Here is a 15259-nt window from a genome sequence, read left to right as displayed (position 1 = left end):
GTTTAAATTGTTTTTAGTGTTCTTTCGATTCAGACAAATGTCTTCCTCATCAGAAATTGATTGATGAATGACCCTTTCGGGGGTTTTATTGATATTGAATTATGAATAATTTTACTCGTTTCTTGTTGCAATAGCGGTTCTGGCTTTGAGGAATCCCTCCTTAAGCACTTCAAAGACTTCCTGCCTGAAAGATTGTTCCATTTCATACTCTACATCTGCCAGTAGTGCATCTGCGTCCAGGTATGCATCACTTCCGCTTCTTCCCTCTTTTATTTCCCGGGCTGCCTCAGCAAGGAGTACGCTGAGCTCTGCTTCTGAAATATCTTCCCCCGGACTTTCTTGTTGCGCAACCCTGGCCAGCAATTCATCTATCTTTTCAGTAAATTTTACCGGTGTAGCTGTTTCAGGTTGTGGCGGCTTCAGAGATACAGGTTCGATAATGATCCTATTTTCTGTTGTATTCTGAGCAAGCTGGCCAGTCTCTGATTCTGACTGGGACCCATCTTCAGCAATTACATCCTTTTCCACCACAGGCGATTCCACCTCCTCTATTTCCTTATCCTGAGTATCATTTTGCTCTTCAGATGCTACCTGCACAGGCTCTTTGAAATCAGCAGATCTTTGCGGATCATTATCCTGAATTTCAGCCGGATTTTCAACTATTGGATCGGCAGATTCATTTTGTTGATTTATAAAAATCATAGAGGCGATCACGATCACGGCAACTGCGGCTACAGCAGAAACCCACCATTTTCTTCCAGGTTTATTTTCAACCTCATCCAGCCTTGCACTGAGTTTGTTCCAGCTTTCGGCAGATGGCCGGATCTCCCTCTTCTCCAGCTGCTCCTTTACATGATCTTCAAATTTAAGTGGTGCCATAGCTTGTTGAGTTAATCTTTTTTAATTTTCCCTGAAGCATTTTTCTTGCTTTAAATAACTGGGATTTTGATGTCCCCTCAGTAATATCAAGCATCTTTGCTATTTCAGTATGCTTGTAACCTTCCACCGCATACAACACAAATACCATTTTATAACCTTCAGGCAAAGTGTCTATCACATTCTGTATATCGGCCACATCCATTTCAGAATTTATATTGTTGAAAACCTCTTTCGACTCAAAACCCAGGTCTTCATGAAAATCAAGTTTTTTATACTGCCTTAAAAAAGATATAGCTTCCCTTATCATGATCCTTCTTATCCAGCCTTCAAAACTACCTTCAGCTTTAAAATCCTTCAGATGCGTAAAGACCTTAAAAAAACCGTTAAGCATCACTTCCTCCGCATGGTGCAGGTCTTTTATATACTGCCTGCAAACACTTAACATCTTTGGCGAATGTATCTCGTACAACTTTTGCTGAGCATCCCGGTTTCCCGCTGCCGCCCTGTCAATTAAAGAGGTTTCGTTCTTAAAAAGCTGTATGACTTTTACCATTCTCAAAAGGCCTTCTATTTATATAGACGTTGGAAAGTTACGAAAGGTTGCCTGAGGTTTTAAAAATTTTAATTTTTTTCATCATCGGCTCCCGAAATCTTATCTTGTATCTTTGCGAAAGAAAGAAATACCGATATGGGAGACGAAGTTAGGATTAATAAATATTTGAGTCAGTTAGGCTATTGCTCGAGAAGAGAAGCCGACAAATTGATAGATCAGGGACGCATTACCATAAATGACAAGGTACCCGAAATGGGAACTAAAGTTTCAGCTGGGGATATTGTTAAAGTGGATGGGAAGCCTGTTTCAAAAGCCGAGCTCAAGGAACCTAATGTCTACATTGCCTTCAATAAACCCGTAGGTATTGTTTGCACCACAGATACCCGGGTGGAAAAGAACAATATTATAGATTATATAAACTATCCTAAAAGAATATTTCCAATAGGCCGACTGGACAAACCAAGCGAAGGTCTAATTTTCCTGACGAATGACGGGGATATTGTAAATAAGATCCTGCGTGCCAGGAACAATCACGAAAAAGAGTATATAGTTTCGGTGAACAAACCTATCACCTCGGAGTTCGTCAAACGAATGGCTGGTGGAGTTCCTATTCTTGATACTGTAACCCGCAAATGTGAAGTGGAGAAACTAGGGAAACATACTTTCCGCATCGTACTCACCCAGGGATTGAACCGACAGATAAGGAGGATGTGTGAATTTTTAGGTTACGAGGTTACTTCACTTAAGCGCATTCGAATTATGAACGTGGAATTGGATATGCCGGTGGGGAAATGGCGCGATCTAACAAAGCAAGAACTCAATACCATCCACAAACTGCTGGGAGAATCTACTAAAACAGAAGAAGGTTCGGTGATAGAAACTTCGGGCAGTACGAAGACCAAAAAAGGAAAAAGGCCCCGAAAATTCAAATCTTAACAGATTATTAGCGATAGGCCTTGTTGGATTATATCCAGTTCTTGTTAATTTTAAAATGTCTGGTTTTTCCGGCATTTATTAAATTGGCAAGTCAACTATTAATATCAAGAACATGAAGATCCAACCTTTTCACCTGGCAATCCCGGTTTCAGACCTGGAGAAATGTCGTAAATTTTATAAAGAAACCCTTGGCTGCGGTGAAGGCAGGAGTAGTGATCACTGGGTAGACTTTAACTTTTTTGGTCATCAACTCGTGATCCATCATCAGGATCCCACAAAAATAAAAGCTTCTATTTCCAATCCGGTAGATGGAAAAGAGGTGCCTGTACCGCACTTTGGAGTAGTATTACAATGGAACGTATTTCATGAATTTGCCAAATTGCTAAAAAGCAAGAATATAGAATTCGTTATAGAACCGTATATAAGATTTGAGGGGAAACCCGGGGAACAGGCTACCATGTTCTTTAGAGATCCGTGCGGAAATGCCTTGGAGTTCAAAGCATTTAAAAATATGGATCAACTGTTCGCGAAGTAAAAGCATATTAACCAACTACTAAAATATGGATAGACTTAAACCGTCTTTAGTACGACAGATCTTTGTTCTGCTACTAATTCTTTTCTTAACGGTTTTAATTTTCAAGGAGATCCTGCCCTATCTTTCCGGGGTACTGGGTGCGGTTACGCTATATGTAATATTAAAGAGATGGATGAAAGCCCTGTTAAACCGGGGATGGAAAGCTCCTTTAGCCGCTACTCTGCTCATGACCCTATCTTTTGTTGGGATCCTGATCCCGGTATCCACTATAGCCTTTATGCTTACCTCCAAGATAGGTAAAGCTGTGGCTAATTCAGAACGTGTGCTGCGCGCTCTAAAAAAACAAATGCTGGTTACCGAAGAATACCTGGGCTTTGAAATAAGTTCTGCGATAGATACTTCATCCATTACCAACTGGGTTTCCGCAAATCTTCAGAACCTGGCTGGGGGAACTTTCAATGCTTTTATAGCAATAGGAATCATGTATTTCATGTTATATTATATGCTTACCAACAGGCAATCCATGAGAGAATCCATGATTACATACATTCCTCTCGGAAAAGACAATCTGCGCATTATTGGGGAAGAAAGCAACGAACTGGTGAAATCGAATGCCCTGGGAATTCCCCTCGTCGCAATAGTTCAGGGTGTCATCGCCCTTATCGGATTCCTGATCTTTGGAGTACCAGATCCATTTTTCTGGTTCGTGATCACCGCTATAGGCTCGATGATCCCCTTTATAGGAACAGCCATTGGGATCATCCCCGCCTCCATCCTACTCTTTGCACAGGGGAGTGACTGGGAGGGCGTAGCCCTGCTTATCTATGGTTTTGTAGTAGTTGGTTCTACAGATAACATTATACGCTTATACGTACTCGAAAGGCTGGCCAGCGTACATCCACTCATCACCCTTTTTGGTGTGATCATTGGAGTACCACTGTTCGGTTTTATAGGATTAATATTCGGGCCTTTGCTAATTTCCCTTTTTCTTCTTATCCTGAAAATATATAAGAAGGAATACGGAAATGCCCATCACAGATTATAAGTAATTAAACAAAGGAAATATGTTCGGAAAAAAGAAAAAAGAAATCGATGAAGAGTTTGTAAAAGGTGAGATCACCAAAATTGATGATGATGATGTAAATGTGGCGATGAGAAATCAGCAGGAGATCGCCGATAAGATCATCAATTCCAACATGCTTAGGAAATATGCTGAACTGGGAAAAGTGATGTACGGAATGCTAAAAGACTACCGAAAAGGAGTCTATACGCAGGTACCCTGGTTCACTATTGCTACCATCGCATTTTCATTTCTCTATATCCTCAATCCACTGGATATAATCCCTGATTTCATTCCGGGTCTGGGCTACATTGATGATTTCGCAGTTCTAACCTTTGGATTAAGGTTCATTGAATCTGATCTTCACAACTATCTGGACTGGAAGCTCGAGAATGAAGAGACTGAAGAAGCTGCTTAAATAAAAAAGAGGTCTAAAAATAATTAGACCTCTTTTTATTTATCTCTTCTGAGCCTCCATAGCTCTTTTTTTGTGTCTCTCCCTTGCAAGCAAGGTATTCTTCAAGAGCATGGAAACCGTCATAGGCCCCACACCTCCCGGCACTGGGGTAATATATGCAGCTCTTTTGCTTACATTATCAAAATCAACATCACCTTTAATCACATAACCCTTTTCTGTATTCTCATCGGGTACCCGGGTGATCCCTACATCAATGATTACCGCATCGTCCTTAATCATTTCAGCTTTCAGGAAATTCGGGATACCAACCGCAATAATAATGATATCAGCCTGAGAGGTTACCTGAGTGATGTTCTTAGTGAATTCATGGGTTAATGTAACCGTTGAATTTCCTGGAAATCCACTTCTTCCCATTAGAATGCTCATAGGTCTTCCTACAATATAACTTCTTCCAATAACAACAGTGTGTTTCCCTTTAGTTGGAATATCATATCTCTCAAGTAATTCCAGGATCCCAAAAGGAGTAGCCGGAATAAATGTGGTCATATCCAATGCCATCTTTCCAAAGTTGGTTGGATGAAAGCCATCAACATCCTTATCGGGGTCCACGGCATTCAATACTTTCTGAGTATCTATCTGCGGTGGTAATGGCAACTGCACTATAAAACCGTCAATATCATCATTCTGATTAAGCTCTGCGATCTTATCTAACAACTCAAGTTCGCTTACAGTGTTTGGAAGACGGTAAAGTGAGGATTCAAAACCTACTCTTTGGCAGGCTTTTACCTTACTGTTTACATAGGTTAAACTCGCCCCGTCCTTCCCAACGATGATAGCCGCCAGGTGTGGTACTTTTTCACCACGCTTTTTTATTTTGGTAACCTCAGCAGCGATCTCATTTTTGATATCGTTGCTCACCTTTTTACCGTCGAGAATAGTCATGTATTAGTTGTGTTAATATTGGATATTAAATCAAAAAAAGGGAATTATTTCATTCCCTTCATCATTTGCATCATTTTTCGGCCACCGCCACCTTGCATCATCTTCATCATCTTACCCATCTGGTTGAATTGCTTAAGCAGCTGATTCACCTCCTGAACAGAGGTACCAGAACCTTTAGCGATCCTTTTCTTTCTGCTCGCATTGATAATCTTAGGCTCACTTCTTTCTTCAGGTGTCATGGAGTGGATAATCGCTTCAATCCCCTTGAACGCATCATCATCAATATCTACATCCTTAAGCATCTTGCCGGCACCAGGGATCATTCCCATAAGATCTTTCATAGACCCCATTTTCTTGATCTGCTGAAGCTGATTCAGAAAATCATCGAAACCAAATTTATTTTTGGCGATCTTTTTCTGAAGCTTTCTCGCTTCTTCTTCATCATATTGCTCCTGGGCACGCTCAACAAGAGACACAACATCTCCCATCCCGAGGATCCTGTCCGCCATACGGGAAGGATAAAAGATGTCAATAGCATCCATTTTCTCACCCGTACCAATGAACTTGATTGGTTTGTTAACTACAGATTTAATTGAGATGGCCGCACCACCACGAGTATCACCATCTAATTTGGTAAGAATTACTCCGTCAAAATCCAGCCTGTCGTTAAAAGCTTTCGCTGTATTCACCGCATCCTGACCGGTCATCGAATCTACCACGAACAAGGTCTCATTCGGTTCGATGGCCTGGTGAATATTTGATATTTCGGTCATCATCGCTTCATCCACAGCGAGTCTACCCGCAGTATCGATGATCACCACATTATGACCATTCTCTTTAGCATGAGCGATAGCATTCTTTGAAATAGCTACCGGGTCCTGATTGCCTTCTTCCGAATATACCTCAACACCAACCTGGTCTCCTACTACATGAAGCTGATTGATCGCCGCGGGACGGTAAACGTCACAAGCAACAAGAAGAGGTTTTTTCGTTTTTTTATTTTTCAGAAAATTAGCAAGTTTTCCGGAGAAAGTGGTCTTACCACTACCCTGAAGACCCGACATTAAGATCACAGATGGATTCCCTGAAAGATCGATACCTTCGGCTTCTCCTCCCATCAATTCGGTAAGCTCATCCTTTACAAGCTTTACCATCATCTGCCCCGGCTTTAAGGCCGTAAGTACGTTCTGCCCCAGCGCCTTTTCTTTTACCGTATTGGTAAAATCCTTGGCTATCTTATAGTTAACATCGGCATCTACCAGCGCACGTCTAACCTCCTTAAGGGTTTCCGCTACGTTAACTTCAGTTATCTGGCCATGCCCTTTTAAAACGTGTAAGGCATTATCTAACTTGTCACTTAAATTATCAAACATATTCTTTCCTGTGATTTTATTCTATCGCTGCCGGGCAGCGAGTTGCAAATTTAATGATTTGTAGTTGAAGTGAAAAGTTTATTTCGAGATGCCCCTTCAATATAATACTGTCACATGCCACAATTCTATACTTATCAAAGATAATTGGGTTCTTATATGATATATATCATTTTTCCTATCGAATTAGAATCTCATATTGCCCGCTTAATTTTTTACGACCTATGATAAATCTATCTCCACATACCTTTCACATCCCTGTAATGGGAATCGCTTATACTATTGATACTCCAATAAAAGTTGCAAGTTTCGGGATCACTTCAGCTATTTCTATTGTTGAAGACAATCTTATTGAAGTAATGCGAAAGGTTTACTACAAGCAAAATAACGAACCTTATATTCCAATTACCAACCAGGAAAAGGATCACAGAGCCAAACGGGTTACAGACTATTTGAACCTAGTTAATCGAATGGTAAAAGATCGCATGGAAGAACTTCGGAAAGCTTCCATGGAAAAAGGCTCAGACCTTGTGAAATACTTTGACATGTTACCGGATGCAAGTGATCTCAAGAAAAGATATCTTCAATTCCTGTCTACAGCAGAACCAGAGGATAAAAAAATTCTTGAAAACGAGTTAAGGAACAACATACAGCCTGGAGCCATCGAGGTTAATATAATGACCAAAGTAGACAGGGAGGTGAACGACAGGAAAGGGAATCCCATCCCAGATGGATCGGATGCTCTAACCGCTCTGAAAGGTTACGCTAAAAGCAACCTTGATAATTCTGCCGTTATTTTTTCTGCCGGCATGAATCCCCGCCTGTACAATTACCTTGAAAATTTCAGGGAATTTGATGCATACGACTGGGGGAAATTCCGAAAAAGGATCATTATTAAAGTGAGCGATTTTCGCTCGGCCCTGATCCAGGGGAAATATCTGGCAAAAAAAGGCCTTTGGGTTAGCGAATTCCGCATTGAATCAGGTTTGAACTGTGGGGGACATGCTTTTGCCACCCAGGGTTCACTAATGGGACCTATCCTGGAAGAATTCAAAAATCGAAAAAAAGAGTTACAGGACAGTCTATATGAGCTCTATAATAAATCAATAGAGGCACTGGGACTAAAAAGGTTTGAAAAACCTCATCCCATAAAAATTACGGCCCAGGGCGGCATTGGAACCTATGAAGAAGATCAGTTCCTGCAAAATTATTACCAAGTAGACAGCACCGGCTGGGGAACACCATTTTTACTTTGCCCGGAAGCGACTACAGTAGATGAGGATACTCTTATGGTGCTTCAGAACTCCAAGGATAAGGATGTTGTTCTTAGTGGAAGCAGTCCTCTAGGGGTAAGTTTCAATTATCTTAAAGGCACGAGTTCGGAAAAGGAAAGATTAAAAAGAATTATTCAAGGTAAACCCGGAAGCAGTTGCCCGGAGAAATATTTGGTATCGAACACCGAATTTACAAAGAAACCTATTTGTACTGCCTCAAAGAAGTATCAAAATCTAAAACTCGCTCAGCTGAAGGCCTCCCAGCTACCTGAAGCCGAGTATGAAAAACAGAAAAGTGAGGTTCTGGAGAAAGAATGCCTATGCGTGGGACTTAGCAATTCAGCGCCGATCCAACATGAAGAAGAATTCGTGAAAAACCTCAAAGCCGTGACTATTTGTCCCGGTCCCAATATTGCTAATTTCAACAGAAAAGTAAGCCTGGAGGAAATTACAGGCCATATCTACGGCAGGAAGAGTATCATGAATCGTTCGGAGCGTCCCAATATGTTCGCCAAAGAGCTCACACTCTATGTTGACCATCTCAAAAAACAGGTGCTTGAACATATTTCTCCCGATCCCAGGACAAAAAAATCTTATCAAAAGTTTTGCAACAACCTTTTAGAAGGCATGGAATACTACAAAAACCTGCTAGTAGAGAATTATCTGTCCAATTCCGACCAGTTCAGAAAGATACTTTTAAACTCTGAGGAAGAAATTTACAGACTAAAAGAACAGCTGGTATAAGAATAATACCGGAGTCTAATGAAAAAACTTCTGCCCGGTAACCCGGGCAGAAATTGATCTTTACATTCTTTCCGGAACCTCTATTCCAAGTAGTTTGAAGCCTGATTTAATAACACTGGCGACCGATCTGGCTAGCTGTACTCTGAACACCTTCTCTTCTTCATTTTCAATCCCCAGAATTGGAACATTCTGATAGAACGAATTGAAAGATTTAACCAGTTCGTAGATATAGTTGGCGATCAGGGCCGGAGAAAGGTTTTCTGCTGCAAGACCAACGGTCTCGGGAAACAGTTGTAGCTGTTTGATTAGTTCCTTTTCCTTTTCGTGAAATTGAAAGTCCTTCGAAAGTTGTGCTGAAGTATCAAATTCGGCCTTTCTTAAGATAGATTGAATTCTTGCATAGGTATACTGGATAAATGGCCCGGTATTTCCCTGGAAATCCACAGATTCTTCAGGATTAAACAGAATACGTTTTCTTGGATCAACTTTCAGAATATAATATTTAAGAGCTCCAAGTCCTATAATGCGGTAGAGTTCCTCCTTTTCAGCATCTGAATATCCATCAAGTTTTCCCAGTTCTTCAGAGATATCCTTAGCTGTAGCTGTCATTTCTTTAATTAGATCATCGGCATCAACCACTGTGCCTTCACGGCTCTTCATTTTTCCTGATGGAAGATCCACCATGCCGTAACTAAGGTGATAAAGGGCATCTGCCCAGTCAAAGCCGAGCTTTTTCAGAATGAGGAAAAGGACTTTAAAATGATAATCCTGCTCATTACCTACGGTATAAACCATCTGATTGATGTCAAAATCCTTGAACCGTTGGATCGCAGTCCCTATATCCTGGGTCATATAAACGGCAGTACCATCACTTCTAAGAACTATCTTTTCATCAAGGCCTTCATCGCTAAGGTCTATCCAAACGCTACCATCTTCCTTTTTAAAGAAAACGCCATCTTCAAGTCCTTTTTGCACGTTGTCCTTCCCTAGAAGATAGGTCTCACTTTCATAATAGTTCTTATCAAAATCAACTCCCAGGGCATCATAGGTCTTATCAAAACCATCATAAACCCACCGGTTCATAGTTTCCCAAAGCTTTACGACCTCAGGATCGTTAGCCTCCCATTTTCTAAGCATTTCCTGGGCTTCAACAAAGATAGGAGCCTGTGCTTTTGCTTCATCCTCTGACTTTCCTTCTTCCTGTAGCTGAGCGATTTCCTTTTTATATTCCTGATCGAACTTTACGTAATAGTTTCCAACGAGTTTATCTCCTTTCAGGCCGGTAGATTCAGGAGTTTCCCCGTTGCCGAATTTCTGCCAGGCCACCATGGATTTACAGATATGGATTCCGCGATCGTTGATAACCTGAACCTTATACACCTCGTTACCTGCCGCTTTTAAAATTTCAGAAACCGAATATCCCAAAAGATTATTTCTGATATGCCCTAAATGCAAAGGCTTGTTGGTGTTAGGTGAAGAATATTCCACCATGATCCCGCTAGCATCGGTCTGGGGCAACAGAATTCCAAAATCTTCACGATCTTTTATTTCATTGAAGAAATTGATATAATGATCATCGCTGATCACGATATTAAGAAAACCCTGAATTACATTAAATCCGGCTACTTCTTCAACTTCCTCTTCAAGATATTTCCCAATATTTTCAGCTAATTGCGCGGGATTGGTTTTTACCTGCTTCAGCATAGGAAAGACCACCAGGGTGATATCCCCTTCAAAATCCTTACGGGTAGGCTGAAATTCGATACTTTCAGGTTCAACTTCATAATGTTTCTTTACCGCTTCTTTAACCTTTGATGCAAGAATTTGTTCAATACTCATTTTCCTATGCTTTTTAGCGTATTTCCGATTAATAAGTGCGCAAAGATAAAAAGAAATGAAGTTTCAGAAGGCCCGCTTTATACCCAAATCCTTATATTTAGGAAAAAAGAAATGCTACTGAATATATCCTATAACCGTCCTGCTATATCTGAAAGGATAAATGAAAAAGTAGGAAAACCATTTACACTGTTTGAAAGGGTGAAACTCAAAGGCACCGGCTCACCAAAATTACAGATCACCTCTGCCAGTATCGATATTCACAACTTGCTTATCCTGGATAACAATACCAATGTTTGCAATGTAGAAATGAGAAATAACGGAATTATTGTGATGTTCAGATCCCTGCTGGAAACCTATGCCCTGGTCATACCCTATTTCAAGCTAAACCTTTACAAGGGAAAGGCCGAGGAATATAGTATATATATAGATCACTATTTTATTAAAGTAAAGGCCGATAAACCCGGGATACATAAATTCTTCAAAAAGATCATCGATTATAAATCAGATAATGCTCCCACTCAAATTGGTGACCTGTAGTTAAGACTGTTTAAGCGTTTATCTTCTTTTAAACGCCAGACCTCCAACCAGAGAAAGGATACCAAAAATTATCATGGCATAAGACTGGGTATTATCACCCTGTGCTTCTACCTGCAGCGGGCCTGCATCTATTGAAAATTCAGGAGTAACCAGAGTATAAATTCCATAACCTACAAGGCCCACCCCTATTATCAAGAGTACGAATTTAAGCACGTTATTCATTTAATAAAGTTTTATTAATCCAGAGTGAAAGTAATAATTAAATTTCTAATTTGATGGGTAAATCACCGAAATGCGAATTTTACTAACCGGCGCCAATGGATATATAGGCATGAGGCTTTTACCACAATTACTGGAACAGGGCCATGAAGTTGTGTGTGCGGTGCGTAACAGAAACAGATTCACTTCCTATGACGAACTCAAAAAAAAGGTGGAGATCGTCGAAATAGATTTTTTAGAGGATTCCAAAGCTCCTGAAAAAATAAAGAATATCGATGTGGCCTACTACCTGATCCACTCGATGACCGGTTCTACCAAAGATTTTGATAAGCAGGAAGCTCAGGCTGCTGAGAACTTCAACTTAATGATGGCTGAAACATCAGTAAACCAGGTGATCTACTTGAGCGGAATCATTAATCAGGAAGAACTTTCCAAACATTTAAAATCACGGAAAAAGGTTGAAGAGATACTTTATAAAGGAAATTTTAACCTAACCGTACTTCGGGCCGCAATCATTGTGGGCTCGGGTAGCTCATCCTTTGAGATTATAAGAGACCTCTGTGAAAAACTACCGGTGATGATCACCCCAAAATGGGTGAAAACAAAATGCCAGCCCATCGCCATTAGAGATATCATCAAATACCTTACGGGAGTAATTGGCAGGGAAGAATGCTACAACGAGTCTTTTGACGTGGGCGGCCCCGATATACTCACCTATCAGGAAATGATGGAGCAGTATGCCGAAATTCGCGGTTTAAAGATCCTTATAATTGGTGTCCCGGTAATGTCACCTAAATTAAGTTCTTACTGGCTGTATTTCGTCACCTCAACATCTTACAGACTTGCACAGAACCTGGTAGACAGCATGTCAGTAGAAGTGATCACGAAAGACACAAGGCTCCAGGAGATACTGAACATAGAACCCATTCATTACAAGGAGGCGATCAAACTAGCCTTTTACAAGATAGAGCAGAACGAAGTGATCTCAAGCTGGAAAGACTCTCTTAGTAGTGGAAGATTCAGAAAGGAGCTTAACAAATATATTCAGATCCCAAAATATGGCTGCTTACAGGATAAGAAGTCGGTACAGATCGAAAATCCCGAAGAAGTTCTGGATCGCATCTGGGCTATTGGTGGACTTACCGGCTGGTATTATGGGAACTGGCTATGGAAAGTAAGGGGCTATCTTGATAAACTGGCCGGAGGAGTTGGTCTTAGAAGAGGAAGAACTCATCCCAATAAGATAAACGCGGGAGATTCACTCGATTTCTGGCGTGTTCTATTGGCAGACAGGGAGGAACGCAGACTATTGCTATTTGCTGAAATGAAAGTTCCGGGTGAAGCCTGGCTGGAATTCAAGATAGACGAGAATAATGTTCTTCACCAAAATGCCACCTTTCGCCCAAAAGGATTAATGGGCCGAGCCTACTGGTACTCCATGTATCCCTTTCACTATTTCATCTTTGAAGGAATGATCAACAAAATTGCGAAGGGCAATAAAAAGAAGTAGCTTTAAGAAAACAACAAAGGCGGCCCTTGAAATCAAAATTCAATATTCTTATAAAAAACAAGGTATTTTCGATCTCTGCCGTTATACTTATCATAAGTTCCATCTTGATTTTCTGGTTCACCGGTTTTTTCTATGAGCTTATTGAAAAGGTTTCACTGTGGGTACGCTCCTATTTTGGCACTTTTTATCTCTGGCTTGGCCTGGCCTGCGTATTATTTTTGCTGATCCTAGCCTTTTCAAAAGCCGGAAAAATAAGGCTTGGAAAATCCGCCCCCGAATTTGACAAAATTTCATGGATCGCCATGCTTTACAGTGCCGGAATGGGAGCGGGCATATTGCTACGGGCAGTACAGGAACCGGTATTCATGCTTTTGAATCCTCCGATTAAAAGTGGCGAGTCAGCTGAAATTATTTCTCTGGAATACACCTTTTACCAGTGGGGGTTTACAGCCTGGGCCTTCTATGGCATTTTCGCAGTGATCTTAGGCTACTCCATTTTTGTGGATAAAGCAGATGTCAGACTGAGCTCCGGTTTTCCAGAAATCAGGAAGAACAGGGTCCTTCCTCCGACAATTGATATACTTACCATCCTCACCACAGTTATAGGACTAGTAGCAGCCATCGGATTAGGAACCACTCAGATAGAAGGAGGTCTAAGCCATCTGGAATCCCGGGAACCCGGTGATCTTACTACTAATCTCCTACTGGTTTTCTTAATTTGTTCACTAGCCTTCATATCAGCCTGGGCCGGGGTGCACAAAGGAATAAAGAGAATTTCAAACTGGAATATCTATATCGCTCTGATCCTGATGATCTTTGTTCTTCTAACCGGAAATATAGAGGATATAGTAAGCAATTTCTTTACTGCATTATATCACTACATAATAGACTTTATTCCCTTAAGCCTTGCTATAGGTAAATTCAATCCAGGCATTCAATTTCTAACGGATTGGACCTATTATTACTGGGCATTCTGGCTGGCATGGGCTCCGTTTACGGGAATTTTCATAGCACGTATTTCCAGGGGGCGCACGCTTCGGGAGATGATCCTCGGAGTACTGCTTATTCCTTCTGTTGGAAGCTTTTTCTGGTTCAGTGTTTTTGGAACATCGGCGTTTGAGCTTATTGAAAGCTGGAAGAGTTATAATGATGAATTCGGAAATGTTTTCACTTCCATGTTCGTCTTTTTCGAAGCCTATCCCGTTTCACTTTTATCAAGCCTTACTGTGATAGTTTTACTGATAAGTTTCCTAGTGACCTCGGTAGACTCGGCAATCTTTGTACTTAGCATGTTCACTGATCATGGTCGCCAGGAACCAAAAAGAAAATACCGCCTGGCATGGGCGGTACTTATTCTTTTATTTTGTGAAGCGATAATCGTGCTAGGGAACGTGAAGCCTGATAGCAACGTTCTCACTGCCATGCAGAAATTCCTTATTATCACCTCACTTCCTTTTGCATTTCTGAGCGTGATAATAATACTGCTTTTCAGTTTTAAATTATTCCGGAAAACAACTTAAGCTTTCGGTAAAAACACCTCAGCCATCATACATCTTGCACTTCCCCCGCCACAGGTTTCGATCGTCTGGATCTCTGAGCTAAGGATCTCACAATGCTTTTCTATACGTTTGATCTGATCTTCAGTAAGGCTTTTATGAGCACGAGCACTCATTACCAGATATTTCTTTCCACCCATACCTTCTACCTGCAACATATTTCCTGCAAACTCATGCATTTGCTCTTCGGTGATTGAAATGATCTCTTTCCCGTCCTGTTTAAGATGTTTAACAAGGTTCTTCTGCTCTTTTTTATCATCGATGGTATCAAGACAGATCACCGTAAAGTCTTCGCCAAAACACATCATCACATTCGTATGATAGATAGGAAGACGTTTCTCCCCCACTGTTTGATAGGCATTGAAAATCACCGGGGTGTATTCAAAGTCCTCACAGAATTCTATAAGCAGATCCTCATCTGCTCTTGGTGATATGGCACAGTAGGCTTTTCTATTTATACGATCCAGGATAAGACTACCGGTTCCTTCAAGGAAAACATCGTCTTCTTCAGCCGAAGTATAATCTACTATATCAGTTATTTTAAAACCGGCCTCCTCGAGTCTGGCGAAATATTCCAATCGGCGTTCTTTTCTCCTGTTCTCCGCGAACATAGGATAAAGTGCAATCTGACCATCCTGATGGAAAGACACCCAGTTATTTGGAAAAATGGAGTCTGGGGTATTGTCTTCAAGTACATCATCCACTACGATCACATTCACGCCCACCGATCTCAGTTTCTCCACGAACTCATCAAACTCCTTAGCTGCCAGTGCATTGATATCATCGCCTTCCAGCTTTTTCTGAAAATAGTTATTTACCGCGGTTTGCTCATTCATTCTGAAGGCAACGGGTCTAACCATCAATATTGTATCTGTAACCTGCTTCAT

15 protein-coding genes are annotated in these 15259 nt (G+C 41.0%); 8 read left to right on the top strand and 7 right to left on the bottom strand.

The features are described from left to right. Positions 1-111: 111 nt before the first annotated feature. The gene (locus EZJ28_RS10945) at positions 112-879 is read right to left on the bottom strand and encodes a hypothetical protein (protein ID WP_131397779.1); all 768 of its coding nucleotides are present in this window, start codon (positions 877-879) and stop codon (positions 112-114) included. Further along, complete coding sequence (locus EZJ28_RS10940) at positions 866-1432, bottom strand: RNA polymerase sigma factor (RefSeq protein WP_131397777.1); 567 nt, start codon at positions 1430-1432, stop codon at positions 866-868. The genes EZJ28_RS10945 and EZJ28_RS10940 overlap by 14 nt, the downstream gene beginning before the upstream one ends. Positions 1433-1567: 135 nt before the next feature. On the opposite strand from EZJ28_RS10940, the gene rluF reads away from it, so the two are divergent. The 4 genes from rluF (at position 1568) to EZJ28_RS10920 (ending at position 4381) form a co-directional block, all read left to right on the top strand. Next, complete coding sequence (gene rluF, locus EZJ28_RS10935) at positions 1568-2368, top strand: 23S rRNA pseudouridine(2604) synthase RluF (RefSeq protein ID WP_131397775.1); 801 nt, start codon at positions 1568-1570, stop codon at positions 2366-2368. Positions 2369-2480: 112 nt separating this feature from the next. After that, entirely contained in the window at positions 2481-2903 is a 423-nt protein-coding gene (locus tag EZJ28_RS10930; RefSeq protein WP_131397773.1) for a VOC family protein, read from the top strand. Positions 2904-2928: 25 nt separating this feature from the next. Next, positions 2929-3948 carry an AI-2E family transporter gene (locus EZJ28_RS10925; protein WP_131397771.1) on the top strand — a complete coding sequence of 340 codons (1020 nt, stop codon included), beginning with the start codon at positions 2929-2931 and terminating at the stop codon, positions 3946-3948. Positions 3949-3967: 19 nt separating this feature from the next. After that, entirely contained in the window at positions 3968-4381 is a 414-nt protein-coding gene (locus EZJ28_RS10920; RefSeq protein ID WP_131397769.1) for a YkvA family protein, read from the top strand. A 39-nt stretch (positions 4382-4420) separates the two neighbouring features. On the opposite strand, the gene EZJ28_RS10915 is transcribed toward EZJ28_RS10920, so the two are convergent. Next, complete coding sequence (locus EZJ28_RS10915) at positions 4421-5323, bottom strand: bifunctional 5,10-methylenetetrahydrofolate dehydrogenase/5,10-methenyltetrahydrofolate cyclohydrolase (RefSeq protein ID WP_131397767.1); 903 nt, start codon at positions 5321-5323, stop codon at positions 4421-4423. Positions 5324-5367: 44 nt separating this feature from the next. Then, positions 5368-6696 carry a signal recognition particle protein gene (gene ffh / locus EZJ28_RS10910; protein WP_131397765.1) on the bottom strand — a complete coding sequence of 443 codons (1329 nt, stop codon included), beginning with the start codon at positions 6694-6696 and terminating at the stop codon, positions 5368-5370. A 221-nt stretch (positions 6697-6917) separates the two neighbouring features. Between ffh and EZJ28_RS10905 the strand changes: the two genes are divergently transcribed. Then, positions 6918-8711, top strand: coding sequence for a hypothetical protein (locus EZJ28_RS10905; RefSeq protein ID WP_131397763.1), 1794 nt, complete (start codon positions 6918-6920; stop codon positions 8709-8711). Between the two features lie 60 nt (positions 8712-8771). On the opposite strand, the gene argS is transcribed toward EZJ28_RS10905, so the two are convergent. Further along, on the bottom strand, positions 8772-10550 hold the full coding sequence (argS, locus tag EZJ28_RS10900; protein ID WP_131397761.1) for an arginine--tRNA ligase: 1779 nt from the start codon (positions 10548-10550) through the stop codon (positions 8772-8774). Between the two features lie 111 nt (positions 10551-10661). Between argS and EZJ28_RS10895 the strand changes: the two genes are divergently transcribed. After that, on the top strand, positions 10662-11087 hold the full coding sequence (locus EZJ28_RS10895) for a hypothetical protein (protein WP_131397759.1): 426 nt from the start codon (positions 10662-10664) through the stop codon (positions 11085-11087). 18 nt (positions 11088-11105) lie between these two features. Here EZJ28_RS10895 and EZJ28_RS10890 read toward each other — a convergent pair whose 3' ends face one another. Then, positions 11106-11309 carry a hypothetical protein gene (locus tag EZJ28_RS10890; protein WP_131397757.1) on the bottom strand — a complete coding sequence of 68 codons (204 nt, stop codon included), beginning with the start codon at positions 11307-11309 and terminating at the stop codon, positions 11106-11108. Positions 11310-11379: 70 nt separating this feature from the next. On the opposite strand from EZJ28_RS10890, the gene EZJ28_RS10885 reads away from it, so the two are divergent. Both EZJ28_RS10885 and EZJ28_RS10880 read left to right on the top strand, forming a co-directional pair. Next, complete coding sequence (locus EZJ28_RS10885; protein ID WP_131397755.1) at positions 11380-12816, top strand: SDR family oxidoreductase; 1437 nt, start codon at positions 11380-11382, stop codon at positions 12814-12816. A 26-nt stretch (positions 12817-12842) separates the two neighbouring features. Then, positions 12843-14336 (top strand): BCCT family transporter, encoded by a 1494-nt coding sequence (locus tag EZJ28_RS10880; RefSeq protein WP_131397753.1) that lies wholly within the window; start codon positions 12843-12845, stop codon positions 14334-14336. Here EZJ28_RS10880 and ctlX read toward each other — a convergent pair. Continuing rightward, positions 14333-15259: a citrulline utilization hydrolase CtlX gene (ctlX, locus tag EZJ28_RS10875; protein WP_131397751.1), complete on the bottom strand. Its 927-nt coding sequence runs from the start codon at positions 15257-15259 to the stop codon at positions 14333-14335. The two genes, EZJ28_RS10880 and ctlX, sit on opposite strands and share 4 nt — an antisense overlap.

The sequence above is a fragment of the Gramella sp. KN1008 genome (assembly GCF_004332155.1).
In the GTDB taxonomy this organism is placed as follows: Bacteria; Bacteroidota; Bacteroidia; order Flavobacteriales; family Flavobacteriaceae; genus Christiangramia.
The sequence above is the reverse complement of the archived record's forward strand: the minus strand, read 5'-3'. Positions and strand labels throughout refer to the sequence as shown.

Bases quoted from the DNA above. Each gene is read 5' to 3' on its own strand.
- EZJ28_RS10945 (WP_131397779.1), bottom strand. From the start codon at position 879: ATGGCACCACTTAAATTTGAAGATCATGTAAAGGAGCAGCTGGAGAAG.
- EZJ28_RS10940 (WP_131397777.1), bottom strand. From the start codon at position 1,432: ATGGTAAAAGTCATACAGCTTTTTAAGAACGAAACCTCTTTAATTGAC.
- rluF (WP_131397775.1), top strand. From the start codon at position 1,568: ATGGGAGACGAAGTTAGGATTAATAAATATTTGAGTCAGTTAGGCTAT.
- EZJ28_RS10930 (WP_131397773.1), top strand. From the start codon at position 2,481: ATGAAGATCCAACCTTTTCACCTGGCAATCCCGGTTTCAGACCTGGAG.
- EZJ28_RS10925 (WP_131397771.1), top strand. From the start codon at position 2,929: ATGGATAGACTTAAACCGTCTTTAGTACGACAGATCTTTGTTCTGCTA.
- EZJ28_RS10920 (WP_131397769.1), top strand. From the start codon at position 3,968: ATGTTCGGAAAAAAGAAAAAAGAAATCGATGAAGAGTTTGTAAAAGGT.
- EZJ28_RS10915 (WP_131397767.1), bottom strand. From the start codon at position 5,323: ATGACTATTCTCGACGGTAAAAAGGTGAGCAACGATATCAAAAATGAG.
- ffh (WP_131397765.1), bottom strand. From the start codon at position 6,696: ATGTTTGATAATTTAAGTGACAAGTTAGATAATGCCTTACACGTTTTA.
- EZJ28_RS10905 (WP_131397763.1), top strand. From the start codon at position 6,918: ATGATAAATCTATCTCCACATACCTTTCACATCCCTGTAATGGGAATC.
- argS (WP_131397761.1), bottom strand. From the start codon at position 10,550: ATGAGTATTGAACAAATTCTTGCATCAAAGGTTAAAGAAGCGGTAAAG.
- EZJ28_RS10895 (WP_131397759.1), top strand. From the start codon at position 10,662: ATGCTACTGAATATATCCTATAACCGTCCTGCTATATCTGAAAGGATA.
- EZJ28_RS10890 (WP_131397757.1), bottom strand. From the start codon at position 11,309: ATGAATAACGTGCTTAAATTCGTACTCTTGATAATAGGGGTGGGCCTT.
- EZJ28_RS10885 (WP_131397755.1), top strand. From the start codon at position 11,380: ATGCGAATTTTACTAACCGGCGCCAATGGATATATAGGCATGAGGCTT.
- ctlX (WP_131397751.1), bottom strand. From the start codon at position 15,259: ATGAAGCAGGTTACAGATACAATATTGATGGTTAGACCCGTTGCCTTC.